This is a genomic window from Streptomyces sp. HUAS MG91 (assembly GCF_040529335.1).
Classification (GTDB): domain Bacteria; phylum Actinomycetota; class Actinomycetes; order Streptomycetales; family Streptomycetaceae; genus Streptomyces; species Streptomyces tabacisoli.
In genome coordinates this window covers 2861407-2882011 of sequence record NZ_CP159534.1, presented here as the reverse complement: position 1 = coordinate 2882011, position 20605 = coordinate 2861407, and the positions used below count along the sequence as shown (strand labels likewise).

Here is a 20605-nt window from a genome sequence, read left to right as displayed (position 1 = left end):
GCCTTGTAGTGACCGCCACTGACCGTTCCATCGAGCTCATCAACGTCGCCGCGCAGGCGGCCGCCGACAAGCTCGCGCACGACATCATCGCCTACGACGTCAGCGACGTGCTGTCCATCACGGACGCCTTCCTGCTGGCCTCGGCGCCCAACGACCGCCAGGTCAAGTCCATCGTGGACGAGATCGAGGAGCGCCTGAGCAAGGACCTCGGGGTCAAGCCGGTGCGCCGCGAGGGCGACCGCGACGCCCGCTGGATCCTCCTCGACTACGTCGACATCGTCGTCCACGTCCAGCACAGCGAGGAGCGCGTCTTCTACGCCCTGGAGCGGCTGTGGAAGGACTGCCCCGAGCTGGACCTGCCCGAGGAGGCCAAGGCCACCCGCGGCAAGGGCGCCGAGCACGCCCAGCGCGAGGAGGCGGCGGCCGAGGCCGAGGACATCCGGGACCTCGGCGGTGAGGTCCTTTGACAGCGGCCGCACGCGGTCGCCGGGTCATCCTGTGGCGGCACGGCCAGACCTCCTGGAACCTGGAGCGCCGCTTCCAGGGCACCACGGACATCGAGCTGACCGAGACCGGCACCGGCCAGGCCCGGCGCGCCGCCCGGCTGCTCGCCTCCCTGAAGCCGGACGCGATCGTCGCCTCCGACCTCAAGCGGGCCGCCGCCACCGCCGGTGAGCTGGTGCGGCTGACCGGCCTCGACATCACGTACGACGAGGGGCTGCGGGAGACGTACGCCGGCGCGTGGCAGGGCCTCACGCACGACGAGATCCAGGCGCAGTTCGGCGAGCAGTACGCCGCGTGGAAGCGCGGCGAGCCCGTGCGGCGCGGCGGCGGCGAGCTGGAGACCGAGGTCGCCGACCGGGCCGCGCCCGTCGTGCTGCGGCACGCGGACAAGCTGCCCGACGGCGGTCTGCTCGTGGTGGTCAGCCACGGCGGCACCATCCGCACCACCATCGGCCGTCTCCTGGGCCTGGAGTCCCACCACTGGGAGGGGCTCGGCGGTCTGTCGAACTGCTGCTGGTCCGTGCTCGGCGAGGGCGCGCGCGGCTGGCGCCTGCTGGAGCACAACGCGGGCACCCTGCCGGAGCCGGTCCTCGGCGACGACGACTGAGTGGACCGGTCCCTGGGGCGCGGGGGCCGGATTTCACTTTCTGGCAGGTCGCAGGCTAAAGTTCTTCTTGTTCGGGCCGCCGGGGAAACCGGCCGGAATCCGAATGAAAGCAAGGGGCTATAGCTCAGTTGGTAGAGCGCCTGCATGGCATGCAGGAGGTCAGGAGTTCAATTCTCCTTAGCTCCACAGAAAGAAATCCCGTCCCGTCAGGGGCGGGATTTCTCGTTGTCCAGATACGTGCGGGTCGTGTCGTCCGCGGGCGAGTACACGACGATCCGGCACTCCGGCATCCCGTCGATCGACAGGGACGTCGACGTCATCCGCAGCTCCGTGGAGGTCCGGCCGCACCGGAACGTCTTCACGCGGGGCCCCGGCGGCGCGACGTCGCCGCTCTCCCAGAGCTCGGCGAAGAAGGGACTGGCCGCCGCCAGCTCGTGGACGAAGCCCTCCCAGGCGGGCTCGCCCACATGCCGTCCGTAGCCGGACCGCAGGGTCGCCACCATCACGGGCAGCTCCGCCTCCCGGTTCACCAGGGGACAGGTCCCCTCGGGCGCCAGGAACAGCGTCCGCAGCGCGTTGGGGATCCGGGGCGGCGGGGTGGGGACCACGATGAACAGCGACCGGTAGGCGGCATTGGTCGCCAGCAGGTCGAACCGGGCGTTGTAGACCACCGCGGGCAGCGGGGCCATGGAGTCGAGGATCCCCTGCACCTGGGGGCTCACCGGCTGCGCGGTGTCCTCGTGCGCGGGCGCGAACGGCACGCCCGCCAGGTGGTACAGGTGCTCGCGCTCCGGCCGGTCGAGCCGCAGGGTGCGCGCGACCGCGTCCAGGACCTGCGGCGAGGCGTTGATCGGGCGGCCCTGCTCCAGCCACGTGTACCAGGTGACGCCGACACCGGAGAGCTGCGCGACCTCCTCGCGGCGCAGACCGGGGGTGCGCCGGCGCGGGCCGGCCGGCATGCCCATGTCCTGCGGGGTGACTCTGGCGCGGCGGCCGCGCAGGAAGGCGGCCAGCTCCGGCCTGCGGCGGTCCGGCGACCTGCCCGTGGTCCGCTCCGAAGTGGTCATCGTCGTCACATCCCCCATGGTGTGCCTGAGCGCCGGGCCCCGGAAGGTACGAACCGGGTGGTGCCGGTACCAGCATCAGCGGGCTCTCGGTACCCGTGCCCGGCCACCGTCACGCTCCAGGCATGACGACAACCGCCCCGGAAAGTCCCCGATCCCCAACTCCCGCGTCCAGTAAAGCCCCTGCCACCGACAACGGCCCCGCGCGCGGCCGGGGGCGGCTGCTCGCGGTGGTGCTGACCGCGCAGTTCATGGCGGTCCTCGACGTGTTCATCGTGAACGTCGCCGCCCCCACCGTCCGCACCGAACTCCACGCGTCCGGCTCCGCGTTGCAGCTGATCGTCGCCGGATACACCATCACCTACGCCGTCCTGCTGATCACCGGAGCCCGGCTCGGCGACCTGTTCGGGCACCGGCGGGCCGTGCTCGGCGGGCTCGCCCTGTTCACCGCGGCCTCCCTCGCCTGCGGGCTCGCGCAGAGCGGCGGCCAGCTGATCGCCTTCCGCATGGTGCAGGGGGCGGGCGCGGCCCTGCTCGTCCCGCAGGTGCTCAGCCTCATCCAGCGGCACTTCACCGGGGAGGCCCGCACCCGGGCGCTCGGCCTGTACTCGGCGACGCTCGCGGTGGGCGCCGCCGCGGGGCAGGTGCTCGGCGGACTGCTGGTCGGCGCCGATCTGTTCGGCACCGGCTGGCGCGCCGCGTTCCTGGTGAACGTGCCCGTCGGCGTGGCCCTGCTCGTCCTCGGCCGGGGCACGCTGCCCGCCGACACCGGGCGCGCCGCGGGCCGCCGCCTCGACCTGGTGGGGCTGGTGCTCCTCGCCGGCTCGGTGTCGCTGCTGACCGTGCCGCTGGTGCTCGGCCAGGAGCAGGACTGGCCGCTGTGGTCCTGGCTCTGCCTGGCGTCCTCCGTCGTCCTCTTAGTCCTGTTCTGCGGCTACGAGTCCGCTCTCGCCCGGCGCGGCGGGGCGCCGCTGATCGTGCCGCGGGTGCTGCGGCTGCCCGGCATCGGCCTGGCCGTCCTCCGCGTGCTCGCCGTGATGGCCGTGAACGCCGGCTACCTCTTCGCGCTCACCCTGCACCTCCAGAGCGGCCTCGGCGACGGCCCGCTGCGCGCCGGGCTGACCGTCGCCCCCACCGCGGTCGCGTTCGGCGTCGTCGGCCTGACCTGGCGGCGCTGGCCCGCGCGGTGGCAACGGGCCCTGATCCCGGCCGGGTTCGGGCTCGCGGCCGCCGGAGCGCTCGGCACCGGGCTCGCCCTGCGCGGCGGCGGCGACGGCGGGGCCGGGCTGTACCTGGCCTTCGTGGCGATCGGCGCGGGCCTCTCGCTCGCCTTCGGCCCGACGCTCACCGGGGCCCTGGCGACGGTGCGGCCCGAGGACGCGGCCCACGCCAGCGGACTGCTCACCACCGTGACCCAACTCGGCATGCTGATCGGCGTCGCGGGCTTCGGCACACTTTTTCTCGCCCGCGTTGAGTCGCTGCGGCCCCCTGGGGCGTACAGCTCTTCGGACGCGCTTCTGAGCTGCGCCTACGCGCTGGCCGCGGTGGCGGTCGTGGGCGCCGTGTCCGGACTGGTACGCAGGCGTCGCTGACCGTATTGCTCCGGCCGTGGCAGAATCGGACGGCCGGGAGGGGGCTGCGTCCGACCGATGAAGACGGCCCGACGGGAGGGAGTGCGCGATGCCCGCGAGCATCAACGAGGAGGCCGACCGCCTCCTTGGTGCGACAGCGATATCCGCCGAGCCCCCGTCCGCGGCCGCCCCCGAGGTCCTGGCCCAGGACCTCGCCTCGCGCGGCACCCGGGTGCTTCTCAACTGTCCGTCCTGCGGTTCCTCCCATGTCGCCCAGATGCTGGGCGACAACGGCGGGGTCTCGTACGTGTGCACGGCCTGCGGCCACAGCTGGAGCTGATTGATGGGTGCACACAGGAGGAAGTGCGACTGGTGCGGCAGCGGTACGCCCATCGTGCGCGACATGGAACCTCTCAACCCCGAGTACCAGTACTGGTGCGAGGAGTGCGCGCGGGCGCTGATCATAAAAGGCGACCCGATCGAGACGTACCGGGAGTTGGAGGGCGAGCCGATCTACGGCCGCCTGCTGGACGAGCACTGCACGCTCAAGCGGTTCTACTCGTTCGCCACAGCCTGACCCCGGCGTGCGCCAGAAAGGCGCAGCCCGCTGCCGTGTAGAGCGCGGACAGGAGCAACTGGACACCGTTCTGGTGCAGTTCGGGCCGGTCCCCGCCGTGCGGCACCCACCACAGGGCGTACGCGCAGAACAGCACCCCGAGGACGGCCGCGGTGCGGCGGCGGCCGTCCTCCCACACCAGGAGGACCAGCGGCACGCACCACACCCAGTGGTGCGACCAGGAGACCGGGCTGACCAGGAGCGCCGTCGTCGCGCACACCACGACGGCGAGCGCCCGCCGTCCGCGCAGCGCCGCCGCGACCGCCACCGCGAGGCCTGCGGCCCCCACCGCGGCCGCCACCAGGACCCACCACAGGCCCGGGTCGTCGGTGTGCAGCAGCCGGGCCAGCACACCGCGCAGCGACTGGTTCGCGGTCTCCTCGGCGTGCCCGACCCGGCTCGCCTCGAAGACCGAGCGGGTCCAGAAGCGTCGCGAGTCGTACGGCAGGACCACGGCCGTCAGCGCCGTGACCCCGGCGAACGTGCCGGCCGCCAGGCCCGCCGCGCGCAGCCAGGGCCGCCATGCGCCCCGGCCGGCCGCGAGCACGAGGCCCGTGCACAGCAGGAACACCGCGAACAGCGCCGGGGTCAGCTTGATCGCCGCGGCCACCCCGATGCCCACCCCCGCCCAGCGGTGTCCGGGGCGCCGGGTCAGGTCCCACAGGACCAGTACGGCGAGCAGCAGGTTGACCTGGCCGTAGCGCAGGGTCGTCCACACCGGTTCGCACCACACGGCGCCCGCCGCCACCCACAACGCGTGCTCCACGCGCGCGTGCCGTCGCACGAGCAGGAGGGACAGATGGACGAACGCGACGAGCAGGGCGAGATTCAGCGCCGTCGCCGCGGCCCGCAGGGACGGCAGGTCCAGCAGGGTCAGCGGCGTGAACAGCAGCGCGGCGAACGGCGGGTACGTGGTCGGCAGTCGGGCGTGGGTCGCCCGGAGCGCGTACAGGTCGCCGCCCGCCCGTACGGTCGCGCCCTCCGCCCGGTAGACGAGCAGGTCGATCATCGAGACGTGAGCCGCGCGCTGGGCGATCCAGAAGCTCACGAAGGAGAGCAGACAGACTCCCAGGGATACGGAGACACGACGGTGGGTACGGGGTAGGACGAGCGCGGTCACGGGACGCACCGTAGTGGCCCCATAAGGATCTTTTCCCAACAAGGCGGGGCAGATCGGAAACGATTTGGTGGTGCACCCGGGGAACCGTGTAATGTTGGCGTCGCCGCCGGGGAAACCGACAGGGAAGACCTGAAGGACACCACGGCAGTACACCGCAAGGGGCTATAGCTCAGTTGGTAGAGCGCCTGCATGGCATGCAGGAGGTCAGGAGTTCAATTCTCCTTAGCTCCACAGGAATTGAAAGCGGGCCATCCGATTCGGATGGCCCGCTTTCGTGTGTCCGGCTACCGGCGGGCGCGGCTGCGGCCCGGTGGCAGCGCGGGCGGTGCGGCGGGGCGCGGCGGGAGCGCCGCGGGGTCTCCCTCGATGCGCAGGGCGAGCGCCGGGCAGCGGCGGACGGCCCGCACCGCGTTCGCCTCCGAGTAGCGCGGCACCGCCGCCTCCGCGACCGAGGGGAAGCCGTCGGGGCCCAGCTGGATCAGCTCCGGCACGATGTCCGCGCACAGGCCGTGGCCCTGGCACAGCGTCCAGTCGACGGCGAGCCGCTTGCCGCTGGGGGCGGCGCTCGCGGGCGCCTCGGTGTGCAGCGGCAGCACCCCGCGCACCGGCCGCCCGCACCCGGCGCCGAGCACGTGTGCGGCCAGGTCGTCGGTGAACGCCGAGATCGTCGACTCGATGAACGCCGCCGAACCGTCGGGGTGCTTGCAGGCCCCCCGGCGCTTCACCGCGCGGGTCACCTCGCGCAGCGCCTCCAGGGCGGTCGGGCCGCCGCCGTTCAGGACGTCCTCCAGGCCGCGCGCCGCCGCCGGGAGCCCGAGATAGCAGGGACCGCACTGGCCCGCGCTCTCCGCCGCCAGCCACTGGGCGACCTTCAGGGCCTCGCCCAGCGGGCAGGTGTCCGGGCCGATCGGCAGGATCGCGCCCGCGCCCAGAGCGCCGCCACAGGCCTCCAGGGAGGCCCGCGAGACGATCGCGTCCTGCGCGCCGACACCGTCCAGCCACTTGCCGTGGTAGCCGCCCGTGAGCACGCCCTGGGGGAGCGGGGGAGCGCCGGCGAGCTGAAGGACGTACCGCAGCGGGACGCCCGAGGGGACCTCCAGGACCATGGGGCGGGCGACCGCGCCGGAGAGGGTGAGCAGCACCGTGCCGGGCTCGTCGTGCAGGCCGGTGCGGCAGTAGCGCTCGGGGCCGGTGCGGGCGGCGATGGCGAGCTGCGCGAAGGTCTCCGCGTTCGACAGGAGGGTCGGGGCGCCGCCGACGCCGGAGTCGGAGGCGCGCACCTTGCGGCCCGGCGGCATCGGCGGGCCGCCGTCCGCCGAGCGGATCAGCGCCGAGGACTCCCCGGTGACCATGCGCACCGGATTGCGCTGCACGCGCGCGCGGAGCGGGGCGCCCCGCCGGTTGGTCAGGCCGCGCTCGGCGAAGGCCGCCCGGATCGAGGCCTCGGTCGAGTCGCGGGTCACGCCCACGACGAGGGTGCGCGCGCCGAGCGCCTCGGCGACCAGCAGGGCGCCGTCGAGGATCAGGTGCGGGGCCCGGTTGAGCAGCACGGTGTCCTTGCGGCAGGCTGGCTCGTCCTCGCTGCCGTTGACCACGACCACGGGGCGCACGCCACGCCGGATCGCGGACTCGGCGACCGCGCGCAGCTTCTTGGCGAACGGAAAGCCCGCGCCGCCCCGGCCGCGCAGCGACACCGCCTGGGCCAGCCGCGCCAGCTGCTCGCCCGCCATGGGCTCCAGCGGGCCGTGCACCTTCAGATGCATGTCGAGGTCGAGCCGCTCCACCAGGTCGAAACCGGCGGTGAGCTGGGGAAGGCCGACGACGCGTACTTCCGGGACGTCGGGCAGTGCCGTGTTCACTGCGGTCCTCCGTAGGGCGTGGACCAGGGCTCACCGGAGGTCGGCGGCTGGAAGGGGTCGGGGGGCGGCGGTGCGGCGGGGGCGCCGGTCGGGTCGTGGGTCCCGTAGGGGGCGTCGTTTCCGTACGGGCCGCCATAGGTGGCCTCGTACTGCGGCACGCCTCCGTAGGGCGTGTCGTACCTGGGGTCGTACGCGGACGGCGGGGCCTCGGCCGGGGGCGGGGGAGAGGGGGCGGGCCAGCGCTGGGTGGCGGCCGGTTCGACGGCGCTCAGGGGAGCCGTCAGCGGGTCCACGGGCTCCGCGGGATCCATCGGCGGGAGCGGTTCCGTGGGGGCCGCGTACGGCGTCGCCTGCACGTAGGGGATCGATTCGGTGATCGCCTCCGCGCGCGGGGCGGCCGACACGGCGCGGTACGCGGCCGCGAAACCGGCGTCGGACGGCGCGGGCCGCACCGGGGGCTCGCTCGCGGGCCGGGGGCGCGGGACGGTACCGCTCGTCTCACGCGTGTCGCTCGTCCGGAGCGTGCTCGTCCCGCGCGTGCCGCGCAGCGTGCGGGCGTCCCGGTCGAGGAGGGTGAGGACGCGGGCCGCGACCCTGGCCTTCACGGGCCGCGGTGCCGCGCGCAGGGCCACGGCTCCGGCGACCGCGAGCAGGCACAGGCAGTACAGGACGATCACGTACGTCTTCGGCGGCCGGCCCGCGTACAGGCCGTGCATCAGGGCGAAGCACCAGGCCGGATAGGCGAGCATGTGGGTCGCGCGCCAGCGGGCGGCGAGCCGGGCCGGGGAGGCCATGGAGCTGCGCAGCGCGCCGGTGATGCCGGTGGTCACCATCAGGAGCCCGGCGAGCACTCCGAGGCCGATCAGTCCGCTGCTGCCGGTGACGCCCGTGCCGAAGGGGATCAGCGCCCCGATGAGTGTCACGTGCGCGAGTGCCAGCTTCACGCTGACGTGCAGCAGCAGGAAGCCCAGCGAGGCGACCGCGGTGGCCCGGTGGACGGCCTGGGACAGCAGCCGCTGCCGCGAGGTGAGGAACAGCCGGTCCGAGGCCACCAGGCCCCAGACGACGGATGCCGAGAGCGACACCAGGGACAGCACCCCTGTGGTGAAGTCGAGCGCCGCCCTGAAGGCGTCGCTCCCTGTGACCACGATCAGGGGGCCGAGCAGGAGCACCGCCGCGCCGAACACCCCCGTGGTCGCGCGGCGGCTCTTACCGGTGGTGCGTGAACTCCGTTTCGTACGAGGGGAGTTCACTATGTGAGGGGTTCGAGGGTTCATGGGGGCGACTCCGAATGGTTCGGCACAGTGGACCCACAGCCCGCACTCTAGGTCGCCGCATACCAGCCAGTACGAGGTTTGAGTTATCTCGCCGTTATCTAGAGGAAGCCTGGTATTTGTGTTGCCCCGATAGAGGGTGGTACGCGGAGTAACCCGGGGTGTCCTGAGGGGCGCGAGGAAGCCCGTCGCGGCTCGTGCGGGGGCTGCGGTACCCTGACGCCATGCGTGCCGTACGCCTTCTGCTTAGTGAGCCGCGCTGATCAGTCCCGACCCGCCCCTGGCGTGAGGTCGGCATCGGCGCGGCGTCCCCTCCTGTGCGAGGGGCTTTTTCATTTCTTGAGCACTGGCCGCCGGCAGAGACGATCGATGGAGCTTTGAGGATCATGAGCGAGACGAACACCGCCGCCGCTTCCGAGGCGGCGGTCGCGCCGCACCGCTACACGGCGGCCATGGCCGCCGACATCGAGGCACGCTGGCAGGACTTCTGGGACGAGAAGGGCACCTACGAGGCGCCGAACCCGAGCGGTGACCTGGCCGGGGAGACCGACGAGGCCCGTGCCGTCGCCGCCCGCCCGAAGAAGTTCATCATGGACATGTTCCCGTACCCCTCGGGTGCGGGCCTGCACGTCGGCCACCCGCTGGGCTACATCGCCACGGACGTCTTCGCGCGCTTCCAGCGCATGAACGGCCACAACGTGCTGCACACCCTGGGCTTCGACGCGTTCGGCCTGCCGGCCGAGCAGTACGCCGTGCAGACGGGCACCCACCCGCGCACGTCGACCGAGGCCAACATGGAGAACATGAAGGCGCAGCTGCGCGCCCTGGGCCTGGGGCACGACAAGCGCCGGTCGTTCGCCACGATCGACCCGGAGTACTACAAGTGGACGCAGTGGATCTTCCTGCAGATCTTCAACTCCTGGTACGACGACGAGCTGAAGAAGGCCCGTCCCATCGCCGATCTGGTCGCCCAGTTCGAGAACGGTGAGCGCGCGGTTCCCGGCGGCGGCTCGTGGTCCGCGCTGAGCGAGGCCGAGCGCGCCGACGTCCTGGGCGAGTACCGCCTGGCGTACGCCTCCGACGCGCCCGTGAACTGGGCGCCGGGCCTGGGCACCGTCCTGGCCAACGAGGAGGTCACCGCCGACGGCCGCTCCGAGCGCGGCAACTTCCCGGTCTTCAAGGCCAAGCTGCGCCAGTGGAACATGCGCATCACCGCCTACGCGGACCGCCTGATCGACGACCTGGACGGCCTGGACTGGCCCGAGGCGATCAAGCTGCAGCAGCGCAACTGGATCGGCCGCTCCGAAGGCGCCCGGATCGACTTCGGCTTCGACTCCTCCGACGACGTCATCACCGTCTTCTCCACCCGCCAGGACACCCTGTTCGGCGCCACCTACATGGTGCTGGCCCCCGAGCACGACCTGGTGGAGAAGATCACTCCCGCCGCCTGGCCGGAGGGCACCCACGACGTGTGGACGGGCGGCCACGCGACGCCCGCCGAGGCCGTCGCCGCCTACCGCAAGCAGGCCGCCTCCAAGTCGGACGTCGAGCGCCAGGCCGAGGCCAAGGACAAGACCGGCGTCTTCACGGGCGCGTACGCGACGAACCCGGTCAGCGGCGAGCAGGTCCCGGTCTTCATCGCCGACTACGTCCTGATGGGCTACGGCACCGGCGCGATCATGGCCGTCCCGGCGCACGACGCCCGCGACTTCGCGTTCGCGCGCGCCTTCGAGCTGCCCATGCGGTGCGTGGTCCAGCCGTCGGACGACCGCGGCACCGACACGACGACGTGGGACGACGCCTTCGTCGCGTACGAGGCGAAGCTGGTCAACTCCTCGAACGACGAGGTCGCGCTGGACGGCCTGGGCGTCGCCGACGCCAAGGCCCGGATGACCGAGTGGCTGGCCCGCAAGGGCATCGGCCACGGCACGGTCAACTTCCGGCTGCGCGACTGGCTGTTCAGCCGCCAGCGCTACTGGGGCGAGCCCTTCCCGATCGTCTACGACGAGGACGGCATCGCCCACCCGCTGCCCGAGTCGATGCTGCCGCTGGAGCTGCCGGAGGTCGACGACTACACCCCGCGCACCTTCGACCCGGACGACGCCGACACCGAGCCCGAGACGCCGCTGTCGCGCAACCAGGACTGGGTCAACGTCACCCTGGACCTGGGCGACGGCCGCGGCCCGCGCCCGTTCCGCCGCGAGACCAACACCATGCCCAACTGGGCCGGGTCCTGCTGGTACGAGCTGCGCTACCTGGACCCGCACAACGGCGAGCGGCTGGTCGACCCGGCCGTCGAGCAGTACTGGATGGGCCCGCGCGAGGGGCAGCCCACCGGCGGTGTCGACCTGTACGTGGGCGGCGCCGAGCACGCCGTGCTGCACCTGCTGTACGCGCGTTTCTGGTCGAAGGTGCTGTTCGACCTGGGTCACATCTCGTCGGCCGAGCCGTTCCACAAGCTGTACAACCAGGGCATGATCCAGGCTTTCGTCTACCGGGACGCGCGCGGGATCGCCGTGCCCGCCGCCGAGGTGGAGGAGCGCGACGGCGCGTACTACTACCAGGGCGAGAAGGTCTCCCGCCTGCTGGGCAAGATGGGCAAGTCCCTGAAGAACGCCGTCACGCCGGACGAGATCTGCGAGGAGTACGGCGCGGACACCCTGCGCCTGTACGAGATGGCGATGGGCCCGCTGGACGTGTCGCGGCCGTGGGACACGCGCGCGGTGGTCGGCCAGTTCCGGCTGCTGCAGCGCCTGTGGCGCAACATCGTCGACGAGACGACCGGTGAGGTCACCGTCGTCGACGCCGCCGAGGCGGACATCGACGAGGCCACGCTGCGCGCCCTGCACAAGGCGATCGACGGGGTCCGCGGCGACCTGGAGGGGATGCGGTTCAACACCGCCATCGCCAAGGTCACCGAGCTGAACAACCACCTTGTCAAGTCGTACGCGGGCGGCGCGCTGCCGCGCTCGGTCGCCGAGCGCCTGGTGCTGCTGGTCGCGCCGCTGGCCCCGCACGTCGCCGAGGAGCTGTGGCGCAAGCTGGGCCACACCGACTCGGTCGTCCACCAGGACTTCCCCGTCGCCGACCCGGCCTTCGTGGTCGACGAGTCGGTGACCTGCGTCGTCCAGATCAAGGGCAAGGTCAAGGCCCGCCTGGAGGTCTCCCCGTCGATCTCCGACGCGGAGCTGGAGAAGATCGCCCTGGCCGACGAGAAGGTCGTCGCCGCGCTGGACGGCGCCGGGATCCGCAAGGTGATCGTCCGGGCGCCGAAGCTGGTGAACATCGTGCCCGCGTAAGGCACTCAGGGTTGTTCCCTACGGGCAGGTTGGGGGTTCCGCTGGAACCCCTGGCCTGCCCGGTCCGTTTACGGTGGGAGGACGGGTCCGAAGGGTCGGACGGGGCGGGCGGACGAATCGGAGGAGCGCCGTGGAAGCTGTGCTGGTGATCGTGGCGCTGATCTTCATCGCCTTCGTCGCCCTCGGCGCGTACGCGACGGTGAAGGCGGTCGGCGCGGCCAAGCGCGGGGTGGACCGCACGGTGGCGCAGGCGCGCAGGACCGTCGAGGACACCACCCTGCGGGCCAAGAGCTTCCAGCCCGGCGCGGCCAGCGAGCTGGCCCAGCTCCGGCTGAGGCTGCGCGGCTCCATGCGCGCCACGCAGGACGCGCTGCACGCGCGCGTGGCCGAGGACGAGTCCCTCAAGGAGTCCCTCGGCCTCTTCAAGCGGCTGAGCGCGCACGGCCACGAGCTGGACGGCGAGCTGAAGCGACTGGAGAGCGAGCCCGACAAGGCGCAGATCGCCCGTCTGCTGCCGGAGCTGCGCTCGCGCACCGAACAGATCACCCAGTCCGCCGACGCCCTGCGGCACGCGGCCCGCGACCGGGCCGGCCGGTTCGCGAGCGACGACCTGGACGTGCTGCGGAGCCAGATCGACGTGGAGGCGGGGGCCCTGCGGCACTGGACGACCGAGGCCGCCCCGGACGCGACGGGACCCGCCACGGGCGGGCCACAGAAACCGGACCGGTCCGCGATCACGCCGCCAGGTGTGCGGCCGGTGTATCCGTGGCAGAAGAAACCCCGTCCGGAGAGTACGACTTGATCCCCGGCCGCTCGTCGGCCGACGGACGCCGGTCGCCGGGGGCCGGGCTGCCGACGGCGGGCCTCGCCGGGTAATCTCCGGTGCATGTCCCGCCATGTCGCGATCGTCACCGATTCAACGGCCTACCTGCCGCAGCGGACGATGGAGCGCCACGGCATCACGGCGGTGCCGCTGACCGTGGTCCTGGGCGACCGGGCGCTCGAAGAGGGCACGGAGATCTCCGCCCGCTCGCTCGCCGAGGCGTTGCAGAAGCGCCGGCCGGTGACGACGTCGAGACCCAGCCCCGAGCTGTTCGCCGAGACCTATCGCAGGGTCGCCGAGTCCGGCGCCACCGACATCATCTCGCTGCACCTGTCGTCCGAGTTCTCCGGAACCTACGACGCGGCGGTCCTCGCGGCGCGTGAGGCACCGGTCCCGGTGCGGGTGGTGGACACCGGGATGGTCGCCATGGCGCTCGGCTTCTGCGCGCTCGCGGCGGCGGAGACGGCGGACGCCGGAGGCACCGTCGACGAGGCGGTGACCGCCGCGGAGAAGCGCGCCGCGGGCACCTCCGCGTACTTCTACGTCGACACCCTGGACTATCTGCGCCGCGGCGGGCGGATCGGGGCCGCGCAGGCTCTCTTCGGCTCGGCGCTCGCGGTCAAGCCGCTGTTGCAGCTCGACGGCGGCCGCATCGAGTTCCTGGAGAAGGTCCGTACGGCGTCCAAGGCGATCGCACGGCTCCAGGAGATCGTCGCCGAGCGCGCGGGCACCGGTCAGGTCGACATCGCCGTGCACCACCTGGCGGCACCGGAGCGGGCGGAGGCCCTCGCGGAGTGGCTGCGCGAGCGGGTGCCCGGCCTCGGTGAGCTGCACGTCAGCGAGGTGGGAGCGGTGATCGGGGCGCACACGGGGCCGGGGCTGCTCGGCGCGGTGGTCTCGCCCCGGACGTAACCCGCGCGGGTGACGGGGTTTTCCACAACTGGCCCGTTGTCCCCGGAAATTGAGCAAGATCCACTAATGCCGAGTGCGGTGTCTACCGTCTCGGGACATGGCACTTCGATCACTGTCTCGGACAGCACAGGTATCCAGTGGGCCGGGGCGCGGATCCGGGCCCGGACCCAGCTCCGGACCCAGCTCCGGACCCGGGCGCGGCCCCGGCTCGGACAGGCGCGCCCGGAAGCGGCGGCGGACGCGGCGCCGCGTGCGGCAGGGGCGTGCGCGCGGCGAGGCCGAGGAGGAGACGCGGCGGCGGGCGGAGGTTCTGTTCGCCCCGGCGCGGCGGGGTCGTTCTTCGGCGCGGGATCCTGGGGGTGGGGGGTTTGCGGCGGGTGGGGGGTCTGCGGCGGGTGCAGGGCTTGAGCCGGATGTCGGGTCTGCGCCGGAGATGGTGTCCGCGTTGGATGCGAGGCCTCCGTCGGGTGTGGGGGCTGCGTCGGGCGTGGGGCCCGCGTCGGTTGTGGGGTCTGCGTCGGGTGTGGGGTCTGCGTCGGGCGTGGGGCCCGCGTCGGATGTGGGGGCTGCGTCGGTCGCCGGGCCTGAGTCGAATGTGGGGCTTGAGCCGGACGAGGGTCCCTCGTCTGCTGTGGCGCCCTCGCCGGCCGTGGCGCCCGTGCAAGATGCGGGTCCCGCGCCGGCCGTGGCGCCCGTGCAAGATGTGGGTCCCGCGCCGGACATGGCGCCCGTGCATGACGTGGGTCCCGCGCCGGACAGGGCGCCTGCGTCCCCCGAGGCCGTGGATGGCGGTCCTGTGTCCTGGCGGGAGCAGGTCGGGGCGGCTGTGCGGGATCGGTTGCCGTTGTGGGTGCAGGCCCGCTGTGGTGTCGAGCGGCGTGGTGCGCTGGCCGTGGTCGTGGTGCTCTGCGTCGCGGCGATCTTCGCCGTTCAGCACTTCTGGGCCGGACGGACGCAGCCCGTGCGGGCCCCGGAGGCGGTGCGGGCGGCGGCTCCGGCGGCTGCCGACCCCGTTCCGTCGCCCTCGCCCGGGCCGGAGCCGGGCCCGGCGCCCCAGTCCTCGCCGACGGGCGGCGCGGGGATCGTCGTGGACGTCGCCGGGAAGGTGCGCCGCCCCGGCATCCAGCGGCTGCCCGCCGGGGCCCGGGTCGCGGACGCGCTGCGGGCCGCCGGTGGGGTCCGCCCCGGCGCGGACACGGCGGGGCTCAACCGGGCGCGGCTACTGACCGACGGCGAGCAGGTACTGGTGGGAGAGCCGGCGGCGCCCGGCGCGGTCCCGCCGGGCGGTGGCGGCGGCCCCGGCGGAAGCTCGGCGGCCACGGCGCCGCCCGCCGGGCCGATCGGCCTCAACACCGCGAGTGTGGAACAGCTCGACACCCTCCCCGGCGTCGGCCCGGTGCTGGCCCAGCACATCCTCGACTACCGCACCGAGCACGGCGGCTTCCGCTCGGTGGACGAACTCCGCGAAGTCAACGGCATCGGGGACCGCCGCTTCGAGGACCTGCGGAATCTGGTCCGGCCATGACCGGCACCGGCACGGCCGAAGACCGCCAGGAGGGCCCCGCCGACCTGAGGCTGGTCCCGCCCGCACTGGCGGCCTGGGCGACGACGGCGCTGCTGCTCACGGCCCCGGGGCGGTGTGCGGCAGCAGTGGCCACGGTGTGCGCGCTCGCCGGTGCGGGGCTCCTGATCGCGGGCCGCCCCCGAGGAGCCCCGCGGAAGCAGCGGGCGCACCCGGCCTCGAGCCCCGGAAACCGCGACGCCCGCGCCTGGCGGAGCCCCTCCGCCGCGCTGCTTCTCCTCTGCACCGCGGCGGCAGCCGCCTCGGCGGGCCTGCACGGAGCCGACCTGCGCCGGGGCCCGGTGCCCGAGCTCGCGGCCCGGTACGCCCGGGTCGACGCCGAGGTGGAGATCACCTCCGACCCCCGGCTCACCCGGCCTCGGATCAGCGGGGACCACGCGGCGCCCGCCGCCGTGCTCGTCGAGGCGGAGATGGTGCGGCTGACGGCACCCGACGGCACGGCGTACCGGACCCGGACCCCCGTCCTGGTCATCGCGGACGCGCCCAGGGCGGCGCCGGGCGACCCGAGCGCCGGGCCGCGCGGCAGCCCCTGGCTGTCCCGGCTGCCGACCACCCGGCTGCGGGTCACGGGCGCGCTCGCGCCACCCCTGACCGGCGGCGACCGGACCGCGGCGGTGCTGCGCGTCGGGTCCGGCGAGCGACCGCGCGTGGTGGGTGCGCCGAGCGGGCCGCAGCGGCTGGCCGGCGACCTGCGCGCGGGACTGCGGCGGGCGACGGACGGGCTGCCCGCCGACGCGCGGGCCCTCCTGCCCGGTCTCGTCGTCGGGGACACGGCACGGGTCACGCCGGAACTGCACGCCGCGTTCGAAGCGACCGACCTGCTCCACCTGACCGCCGTCAGCGGCGCGAACTTCACGATCCTGCTGGCCCTGCTGATCGGGCCGCCCGGCACCGCGCACCTCGTCGAGAGACGCGGACTCGCGCCCCGGATCGGCCTGTCGCTCCGGACGACCGCGCTGCTCGGCGGTGGGCTGACGCTCGGGTTCGTCGTGGTGTGCAGACCGGAGCCGAGCGTGCTGCGGGCGGCGTCGTGCGGGCTGATCGCCCTGCTCGCCGTCGCCACCGGACGCCGCAGGTCCCTGCTCCCGGCCCTGGCCACGGCCGTGCTGCTGCTCGTCCTGTACGACCCCTGGCTGGCCCGGAGTTACGGATTCCTGCTGTCGGTGCTCGCCACCGGTGCGCTGCTCACCCTCGCCCCGCGCTGGAGCGCGGCGCTGCGCGGGCGCCGGGTGCCCGGGCGGCTCGCCGAGGCGCTCGGCGCGGCGGCCGCCGCCCAGGCCGTGTGCGCGCCCGTCGTCGCCGTCCTCGCGGCGCGGGTGAGCCTGGTGGCGGTGCCGTGCAATCTGCTCGCGGAGTTCGCCGTGGCGCCCGCGACCGTGCTGGGGTTCGCGGCGCTCGCGGCGGCGCCGGTCGCGATGCCGGTGGCGACGTTCTGCGCGTGGTGCGCGAGTTGGCCCGCGAGCCTGATCGCGCGGATCGCGCGGACGGGGGCCGCGATGCCGGGCAGTGGTGTGGACTGGCCGGGCGGCTGGCGCGGGGGCATGCTGCTCGCGGTCGGCACGGCGGTGCTGGTCGTGGTGGGGCGCAGAGCGCTCAAGTCCGCCTGGATCTGCGGGGCCTGTGCGCTGCTGCTCCTGCTGTTCGTGGTGCAGCCGGCGCCCCTGACGCGGGTGATCACCGGCTGGCCGCCGCCGGGCTGGCGGCTGGTGATGTGCGACGTCGGGCAGGGGGATGCGCTGGTGCTCGCCGCCGGGGCGGGGGCCGGGGTCGTGGTGGACGCCGGGCCCGATCCGGTGCGGGTCGACCGGTGTCTGCGCTCGCTGGGCATCACCCGGATCCCGCTGGTGCTGCTCACCCACTTCCACGCGGACCATGTGGCGGGCCTGCCGGGGGTGTTGCGGGGACGGTCGGTCGGGGCGATCGAGACGACGGGCTTCGCGGAGCCCGCGGACCAGGCCGCCTTCGTCCGGCGGCTCGCGGCGGCGCACGGACTCGCCATGATCCGGGCGGTGGCGGGGGAGCGGCGCAGCAGCGGTCCCCTCGACTGGCAGGTGCTGTGGCCCCCGCCGCGCCCCGCGCCCGACCCGGACGGGCCGAACGACGCGAGCGTCACGCTGCTGCTGCGCACCGGCGGCCTGACCCTGCTGCTGCTCGGCGACCTCGAACCGGCCGCGCAGCGCGCCCTGCTGAGAAGCGGCGCGGGCGCCGGGCTGTCCCGGGTGGACGTGCTGAAGGTCGCCCACCACGGTTCGGCCTACCAGGACCCGGAGTTGCTCCGGCGGGTCGCGCCCCGGCTGGCGCTGATCAGCGTTGGGGCCGACAACCCGTACGGGCATCCGGCTCCGCGGACCCTCGCGGCGCTGCGGGCGCAGGGGGTCGCGGTGCTGCGGACGGACCGGGACGGAGCGGTCGCCGTCCTGAGCGGTGGGCGGGGCGCGCGGGGCGGCGTGGGACTGGAGGTGGCGCGGAGCGGACCCTGACGGTGACAACCGGTGAACCTGGCGATGGGGCAGATCTACTACCCGTGAGTAGAAATGATCCCGTGTTGCCTCGAATGCCCCAACGGTGATCGAATACTTCTTCGTTGAAGAAGTGACGACACTCGTCAAGGCGTACTGGGGTGGATAGTTCATGTTCGGCCGCAGGCTGGGAAACCGTACGAACCGGGCTCAACGGGCAAATCCCATGGCGGCGGTGACGGTCCCGCCCAGCGCGGGCGTCCTGAGCTGTCGGGTTCTCGACCCGGTCAACGAGCCGGTGCGGGGCGCCGAGTTCGCGGTCAGCGACGCGATGGGGCGCAAGGTGGTGAGCGGCGGGACCGACCCGTTCGGCTCGTTCATGGCGGCCGTGCCCGCCGGGGACTACCGCCTCGCGGTCTCGGCCGAGGGGTTCGCGCCCTACCGGGCCAGCGCCACCGTCGTCGAGAGCGCGCACGCCTCGCTCGGCGACGTCACGCTCCAGGTCGCGCCGCGGCCCCAGCTGCCCGAGCCCGGCGAGTGGGAGATCGAGCCGACGCACTCCTCGATCGCCTTCACCGCGCGGCACATCGGGCTCGCCCGGGTCCACGGCCGGTTCAACACCTTCGCCGGCGCGCTGCGGGTAGCCGACCGCATCGAGCAGTCCGCGATGCACGTCGTCATCGACGCGTCGTCCATCGACACGAACGTGAAGATGCGCGACGACCACCTCAGGTCCGCCGACTTCCTCGACGTCGACCGCTTCCCGACCCTGGAGTTCTACAGCGACCGCTTCGTGCACAAGGGCGGCACCCGCTGGGGCATCACCGGGGCGCTCTCGCTGCACGGTGTGACCCGCACGGTCACGCTCGACGCCGAGTACCTGGGACTCGGCAACGGCATGGAGGGCGAGACCCGCGCCGCCTGCCGGGCCACCACCGAACTGCACCGCGACGACTTCACCGTCAGCTGGCAGACCATGCTGGCGCGCGGCATCGCCGTCGTCGGCTCCAGCGTCCGCATCGAGCTCGACGTGCAGATCGTGCCCAAGGACTGATCCGTGGTGCCGGTGTCCGAAGATGGTCTCGTGAGCGATGTGAGACACGTACTGGTGCTGCCCGACCGCGACGCGGCGGAGGAGGCCGCCGAAGCGCTCGCCGAGCGTTTCGGCGTGGCCGAGGAGCCACAGCTCGTACGGGACGCGCTGGCCGGCGAGGACGACGCCGAGGACGCGCAGTGGCTGGTGGTCGTGGAGGACGCCGAGGGCCGGCTCGACCCCGGCGAGCTCGACGGGTTCGCGGGGGAGTGGGACGGGTGGCGGGAGGAGCCCTGATCCCGCCCCTCCGGCGGGCGGCCCCGGTTGTCAGTGGCGCGTGGGATGCTTGACCGCGATGGCCAGGAAGACTGCACACGACGATCCCCTCGCCCCGTTCACCGTCGCGGTGGGCCAGGAGGACCTGCTGCTCGACCGCGCGGTGCAGCAGGTGGTGGCCGCTGCCCGGGCCGCCGACGCCGACACCGATGTCCGTGATCTCACCCCGGACCAGTTGCAGCCGGGGACGCTCGCGGAGCTGACGAGCCCGTCGCTGTTCGCCGAGCGCAAGGTCGTCGTCGTACGCAATGCGCAGGACCTGTCGGCGGACACCGTCAAGGACGTGAAGGCGTATCTCGGCGCGCCCGCCGAGGAGATCACGCTCGTCCTGCTGCACGCCGGTGGAGCCAAGGGCAAGGGGCTGCTCGACGCGGCGCGCAAGGCGGGGGCGCGGGAAGTCGCCTGCCCGAAGATGACCAAGCCCGCGGACCGGCTGTCGTTCGTGCGCTCGGAGTTCCGCACGCTCGGCCGGTCGGCCACGCCCGAGGCGTGCCAGGCCCTCGTCGACTCCCTCGGCAGCGATCTGCGGGAGCTGGCGTCCGCCGTCTCGCAGCTCGTCGCCGACATCGAGGGGACCATCGACGAGGCCGTCGTCGCGCGGTACTACACCGGGCGGGCCGAGGCGTCCAGCTTCACCGTGGCCGACCGGGCCGTGGAGGGGCGGGCCGCGGAGGCGCTGGAGGCGTTGCGGTGGTCGCTGGCCACCGGGGTCGCGCCGGTCCTGATCACCAGTGCGCTGGCGCAGGGGGTGCGGGCCATCGGGAAGCTGTCCTCCGCGCGCGGCGGGCGGCCCGCCGATCTGGCCCGTGAGCTGGGGATGCCGCCGTGGAAGATCGACCGGGTGCGGCAGCAGATGCGGGGGTGGACTCCGGACGGGGTCGCCGTCGCGCTGCGTGCTGTCGCCGAGGCGGATGCCGGGGTCAAGGGCGGCGGGGACGATCCCGAGTACGCCCTGGAGAAGGCCGTTGTCGCTGTTGCCGGGGCCGCGCGGGCCCGAGGGCGTTAGCCGGTCATCGCGGGGACCGTCCCTGGGGGCTGCGCCCCAGACCCCCCTTGTCGGCCTTCGGCCTCGACCTCAAACGCCGGACGGGCTGAAAAAAGAAGCCCCCGTTCTTCTCAGCCGAGAAGTAACGGGGGCCTCAGATCACGCTCTGAGTGAGCCCACACCCGCGTGGCGAACGCAGGCCGCGTGTGGGCTCGGGGGCCGGTCGGGGGCGGATGAGAGAGGGCCCGCCCGGGTCCTACCGGCGACAGATCAGGTCAGGTTCAGCCCTGGAGGGAAGCGACCTTCGAAGCAAGCGCCGACTTCTTGTTGGCGGCCTGGTTCTTGTGGATGACGCCCTTGGCGACGGCCTTGTCGAGCTGACGCGCGGCAGCGCGCTGGTACTCGGTGGCCTTCGCGGTGTCACCCGCGGCAGCGGCCTCGCGGGCCTTGCGGATCGCGGTCTTCAGAGAGGACTTGACGGCCTTGTTGCGCAGCCGGGCCTTCTCGTTGGTCTTGTTCCGCTTGATCTGGGACTTGATGTTCGCCACGAAATGAGCCTTT

The 20605-nt window shown here is 73.2% G+C and carries 18 protein-coding genes and 2 tRNA genes; 15 read left to right on the top strand and 5 right to left on the bottom strand.

The genetic code is table 11. The features are described from left to right. Positions 1–8: 8 nt before the first annotated feature. The 3 genes from rsfS (at position 9) to ABII15_RS13300 (ending at position 1297) form a co-directional block, all read left to right on the top strand. Complete coding sequence (rsfS, locus tag ABII15_RS13310) at positions 9–467, top strand: ribosome silencing factor (protein WP_353942522.1); 459 nt, start codon at positions 9–11, stop codon at positions 465–467. After that, complete coding sequence (locus ABII15_RS13305; protein ID WP_353942521.1) at positions 464–1111, top strand: histidine phosphatase family protein; 648 nt, start codon at positions 464–466, stop codon at positions 1109–1111. The genes rsfS and ABII15_RS13305 overlap by 4 nt, the downstream gene beginning before the upstream one ends. Positions 1112–1224: 113 nt before the next feature. After that, positions 1225–1297, top strand: a tRNA-Ala gene (locus ABII15_RS13300). A gap of 20 nt (positions 1298–1317) precedes the next feature. Here the strand turns inward: ABII15_RS13300 and ABII15_RS13295 are convergent. Further along, positions 1318–2178 carry a helix-turn-helix transcriptional regulator gene (locus ABII15_RS13295; protein WP_353942520.1) on the bottom strand — a complete coding sequence of 287 codons (861 nt, stop codon included), beginning with the start codon at positions 2176–2178 and terminating at the stop codon, positions 1318–1320. A 230-nt stretch (positions 2179–2408) separates the two neighbouring features. Between ABII15_RS13295 and ABII15_RS13290 the strand changes: the two genes are divergently transcribed. From ABII15_RS13290 to ABII15_RS13280, 3 genes are all read left to right on the top strand, one after another. Beyond that, positions 2409–3767 carry an MFS transporter gene (locus tag ABII15_RS13290; RefSeq protein WP_353942519.1) on the top strand — a complete coding sequence of 453 codons (1359 nt, stop codon included), beginning with the start codon at positions 2409–2411 and terminating at the stop codon, positions 3765–3767. 88 nt (positions 3768–3855) lie between these two features. After that, positions 3856–4086: a hypothetical protein gene (locus tag ABII15_RS13285; protein ID WP_353942518.1), complete on the top strand. Its 231-nt coding sequence runs from the start codon at positions 3856–3858 to the stop codon at positions 4084–4086. A 3-nt stretch (positions 4087–4089) separates the two neighbouring features. After that, positions 4090–4323: a hypothetical protein gene (locus ABII15_RS13280; protein ID WP_003958744.1), complete on the top strand. Its 234-nt coding sequence runs from the start codon at positions 4090–4092 to the stop codon at positions 4321–4323. On the opposite strand, the gene ABII15_RS13275 is transcribed toward ABII15_RS13280, so the two are convergent. Continuing rightward, positions 4292–5482, bottom strand: coding sequence for a glycosyltransferase 87 family protein (locus ABII15_RS13275; protein WP_353942517.1), 1191 nt, complete (start codon positions 5480–5482; stop codon positions 4292–4294). The two genes, ABII15_RS13280 and ABII15_RS13275, sit on opposite strands and share 32 nt — an antisense overlap. Before the next feature lie 158 nt (positions 5483–5640). Here ABII15_RS13275 and ABII15_RS13270 point away from each other — a divergent pair. After that, positions 5641–5713, top strand: a tRNA-Ala gene (locus tag ABII15_RS13270). Between the two features lie 53 nt (positions 5714–5766). Here ABII15_RS13270 and ABII15_RS13265 read toward each other — a convergent pair. Further along, positions 5767–7341, bottom strand: a complete 1575-nt coding sequence (locus ABII15_RS13265) for an NADH-ubiquinone oxidoreductase-F iron-sulfur binding region domain-containing protein (protein WP_353942516.1) — start codon at positions 7339–7341, stop codon at positions 5767–5769. Beyond that, positions 7338–8618 (bottom strand): cytochrome b/b6 domain-containing protein, encoded by a 1281-nt coding sequence (locus ABII15_RS13260; protein ID WP_353942515.1) that lies wholly within the window; start codon positions 8616–8618, stop codon positions 7338–7340. The genes ABII15_RS13265 and ABII15_RS13260 overlap by 4 nt, the downstream gene beginning before the upstream one ends. Before the next feature lie 383 nt (positions 8619–9001). On the opposite strand from ABII15_RS13260, the gene leuS reads away from it, so the two are divergent. From leuS to holA, 8 genes are all read left to right on the top strand, one after another. Beyond that, complete coding sequence (gene leuS / locus ABII15_RS13255) at positions 9002–11914, top strand: leucine--tRNA ligase (protein WP_353942514.1); 2913 nt, start codon at positions 9002–9004, stop codon at positions 11912–11914. 130 nt (positions 11915–12044) lie between these two features. Beyond that, positions 12045–12716, top strand: a complete 672-nt coding sequence (locus ABII15_RS13250; RefSeq protein WP_353942513.1) for a hypothetical protein — start codon at positions 12045–12047, stop codon at positions 12714–12716. Between the two features lie 84 nt (positions 12717–12800). Continuing rightward, the gene (locus tag ABII15_RS13245) at positions 12801–13649 is read left to right on the top strand and encodes a DegV family protein (RefSeq protein ID WP_353942512.1); all 849 of its coding nucleotides are present in this window, start codon (positions 12801–12803) and stop codon (positions 13647–13649) included. A gap of 721 nt (positions 13650–14370) precedes the next feature. Continuing rightward, positions 14371–15174, top strand: coding sequence for a ComEA family DNA-binding protein (locus ABII15_RS13240; RefSeq protein WP_353942511.1), 804 nt, complete (start codon positions 14371–14373; stop codon positions 15172–15174). After that, on the top strand, positions 15171–17711 hold the full coding sequence (locus ABII15_RS13235; protein ID WP_353942510.1) for a ComEC/Rec2 family competence protein: 2541 nt from the start codon (positions 15171–15173) through the stop codon (positions 17709–17711). Before ABII15_RS13240 ends, ABII15_RS13235 begins: the two co-directional genes overlap by 4 nt. Before the next feature lie 151 nt (positions 17712–17862). Continuing rightward, entirely contained in the window at positions 17863–18744 is an 882-nt protein-coding gene (locus ABII15_RS13230) for a YceI family protein (protein ID WP_353942509.1), read from the top strand. Between the two features lie 30 nt (positions 18745–18774). After that, on the top strand, positions 18775–19020 hold the full coding sequence (locus ABII15_RS13225) for a hypothetical protein (RefSeq protein ID WP_353942508.1): 246 nt from the start codon (positions 18775–18777) through the stop codon (positions 19018–19020). Positions 19021–19078: 58 nt separating this feature from the next. Beyond that, the gene (holA, locus tag ABII15_RS13220) at positions 19079–20065 is read left to right on the top strand and encodes a DNA polymerase III subunit delta (RefSeq protein ID WP_353942507.1); all 987 of its coding nucleotides are present in this window, start codon (positions 19079–19081) and stop codon (positions 20063–20065) included. 260 nt (positions 20066–20325) lie between these two features. Here the strand turns inward: holA and rpsT are convergent, their stop codons facing one another. Continuing rightward, positions 20326–20592 (bottom strand): 30S ribosomal protein S20, encoded by a 267-nt coding sequence (gene rpsT / locus ABII15_RS13215; protein ID WP_351444241.1) that lies wholly within the window; start codon positions 20590–20592, stop codon positions 20326–20328. Between the last annotated feature and the right edge of the window lie 13 nt (positions 20593–20605).

What these genes read in the sequence shown, in the direction of transcription:
- ABII15_RS13230 (WP_353942509.1), top strand. Translation starts at nt 17,863, where the DNA reads ATGTTCGGCCGCAGGCTGGGAAACCGTACGAACCGGGCTCAACGGGCA.
- ABII15_RS13245 (WP_353942512.1), top strand. Translation starts at nt 12,801, where the DNA reads ATGTCCCGCCATGTCGCGATCGTCACCGATTCAACGGCCTACCTGCCG.
- ABII15_RS13260 (WP_353942515.1), bottom strand. Translation starts at nt 8,618, where the DNA reads ATGAACCCTCGAACCCCTCACATAGTGAACTCCCCTCGTACGAAACGG.
- holA (WP_353942507.1), top strand. Translation starts at nt 19,079, where the DNA reads ATGGCCAGGAAGACTGCACACGACGATCCCCTCGCCCCGTTCACCGTC.
- ABII15_RS13280 (WP_003958744.1), top strand. Translation starts at nt 4,090, where the DNA reads ATGGGTGCACACAGGAGGAAGTGCGACTGGTGCGGCAGCGGTACGCCC.
- ABII15_RS13240 (WP_353942511.1), top strand. Translation starts at nt 14,371, where the DNA reads ATGGCGCCCGTGCATGACGTGGGTCCCGCGCCGGACAGGGCGCCTGCG.
- leuS (WP_353942514.1), top strand. Translation starts at nt 9,002, where the DNA reads ATGAGCGAGACGAACACCGCCGCCGCTTCCGAGGCGGCGGTCGCGCCG.
- ABII15_RS13295 (WP_353942520.1), bottom strand. Translation starts at nt 2,178, where the DNA reads ATGACCACTTCGGAGCGGACCACGGGCAGGTCGCCGGACCGCCGCAGG.
- ABII15_RS13285 (WP_353942518.1), top strand. Translation starts at nt 3,856, where the DNA reads ATGCCCGCGAGCATCAACGAGGAGGCCGACCGCCTCCTTGGTGCGACA.
- ABII15_RS13235 (WP_353942510.1), top strand. Translation starts at nt 15,171, where the DNA reads ATGACCGGCACCGGCACGGCCGAAGACCGCCAGGAGGGCCCCGCCGAC.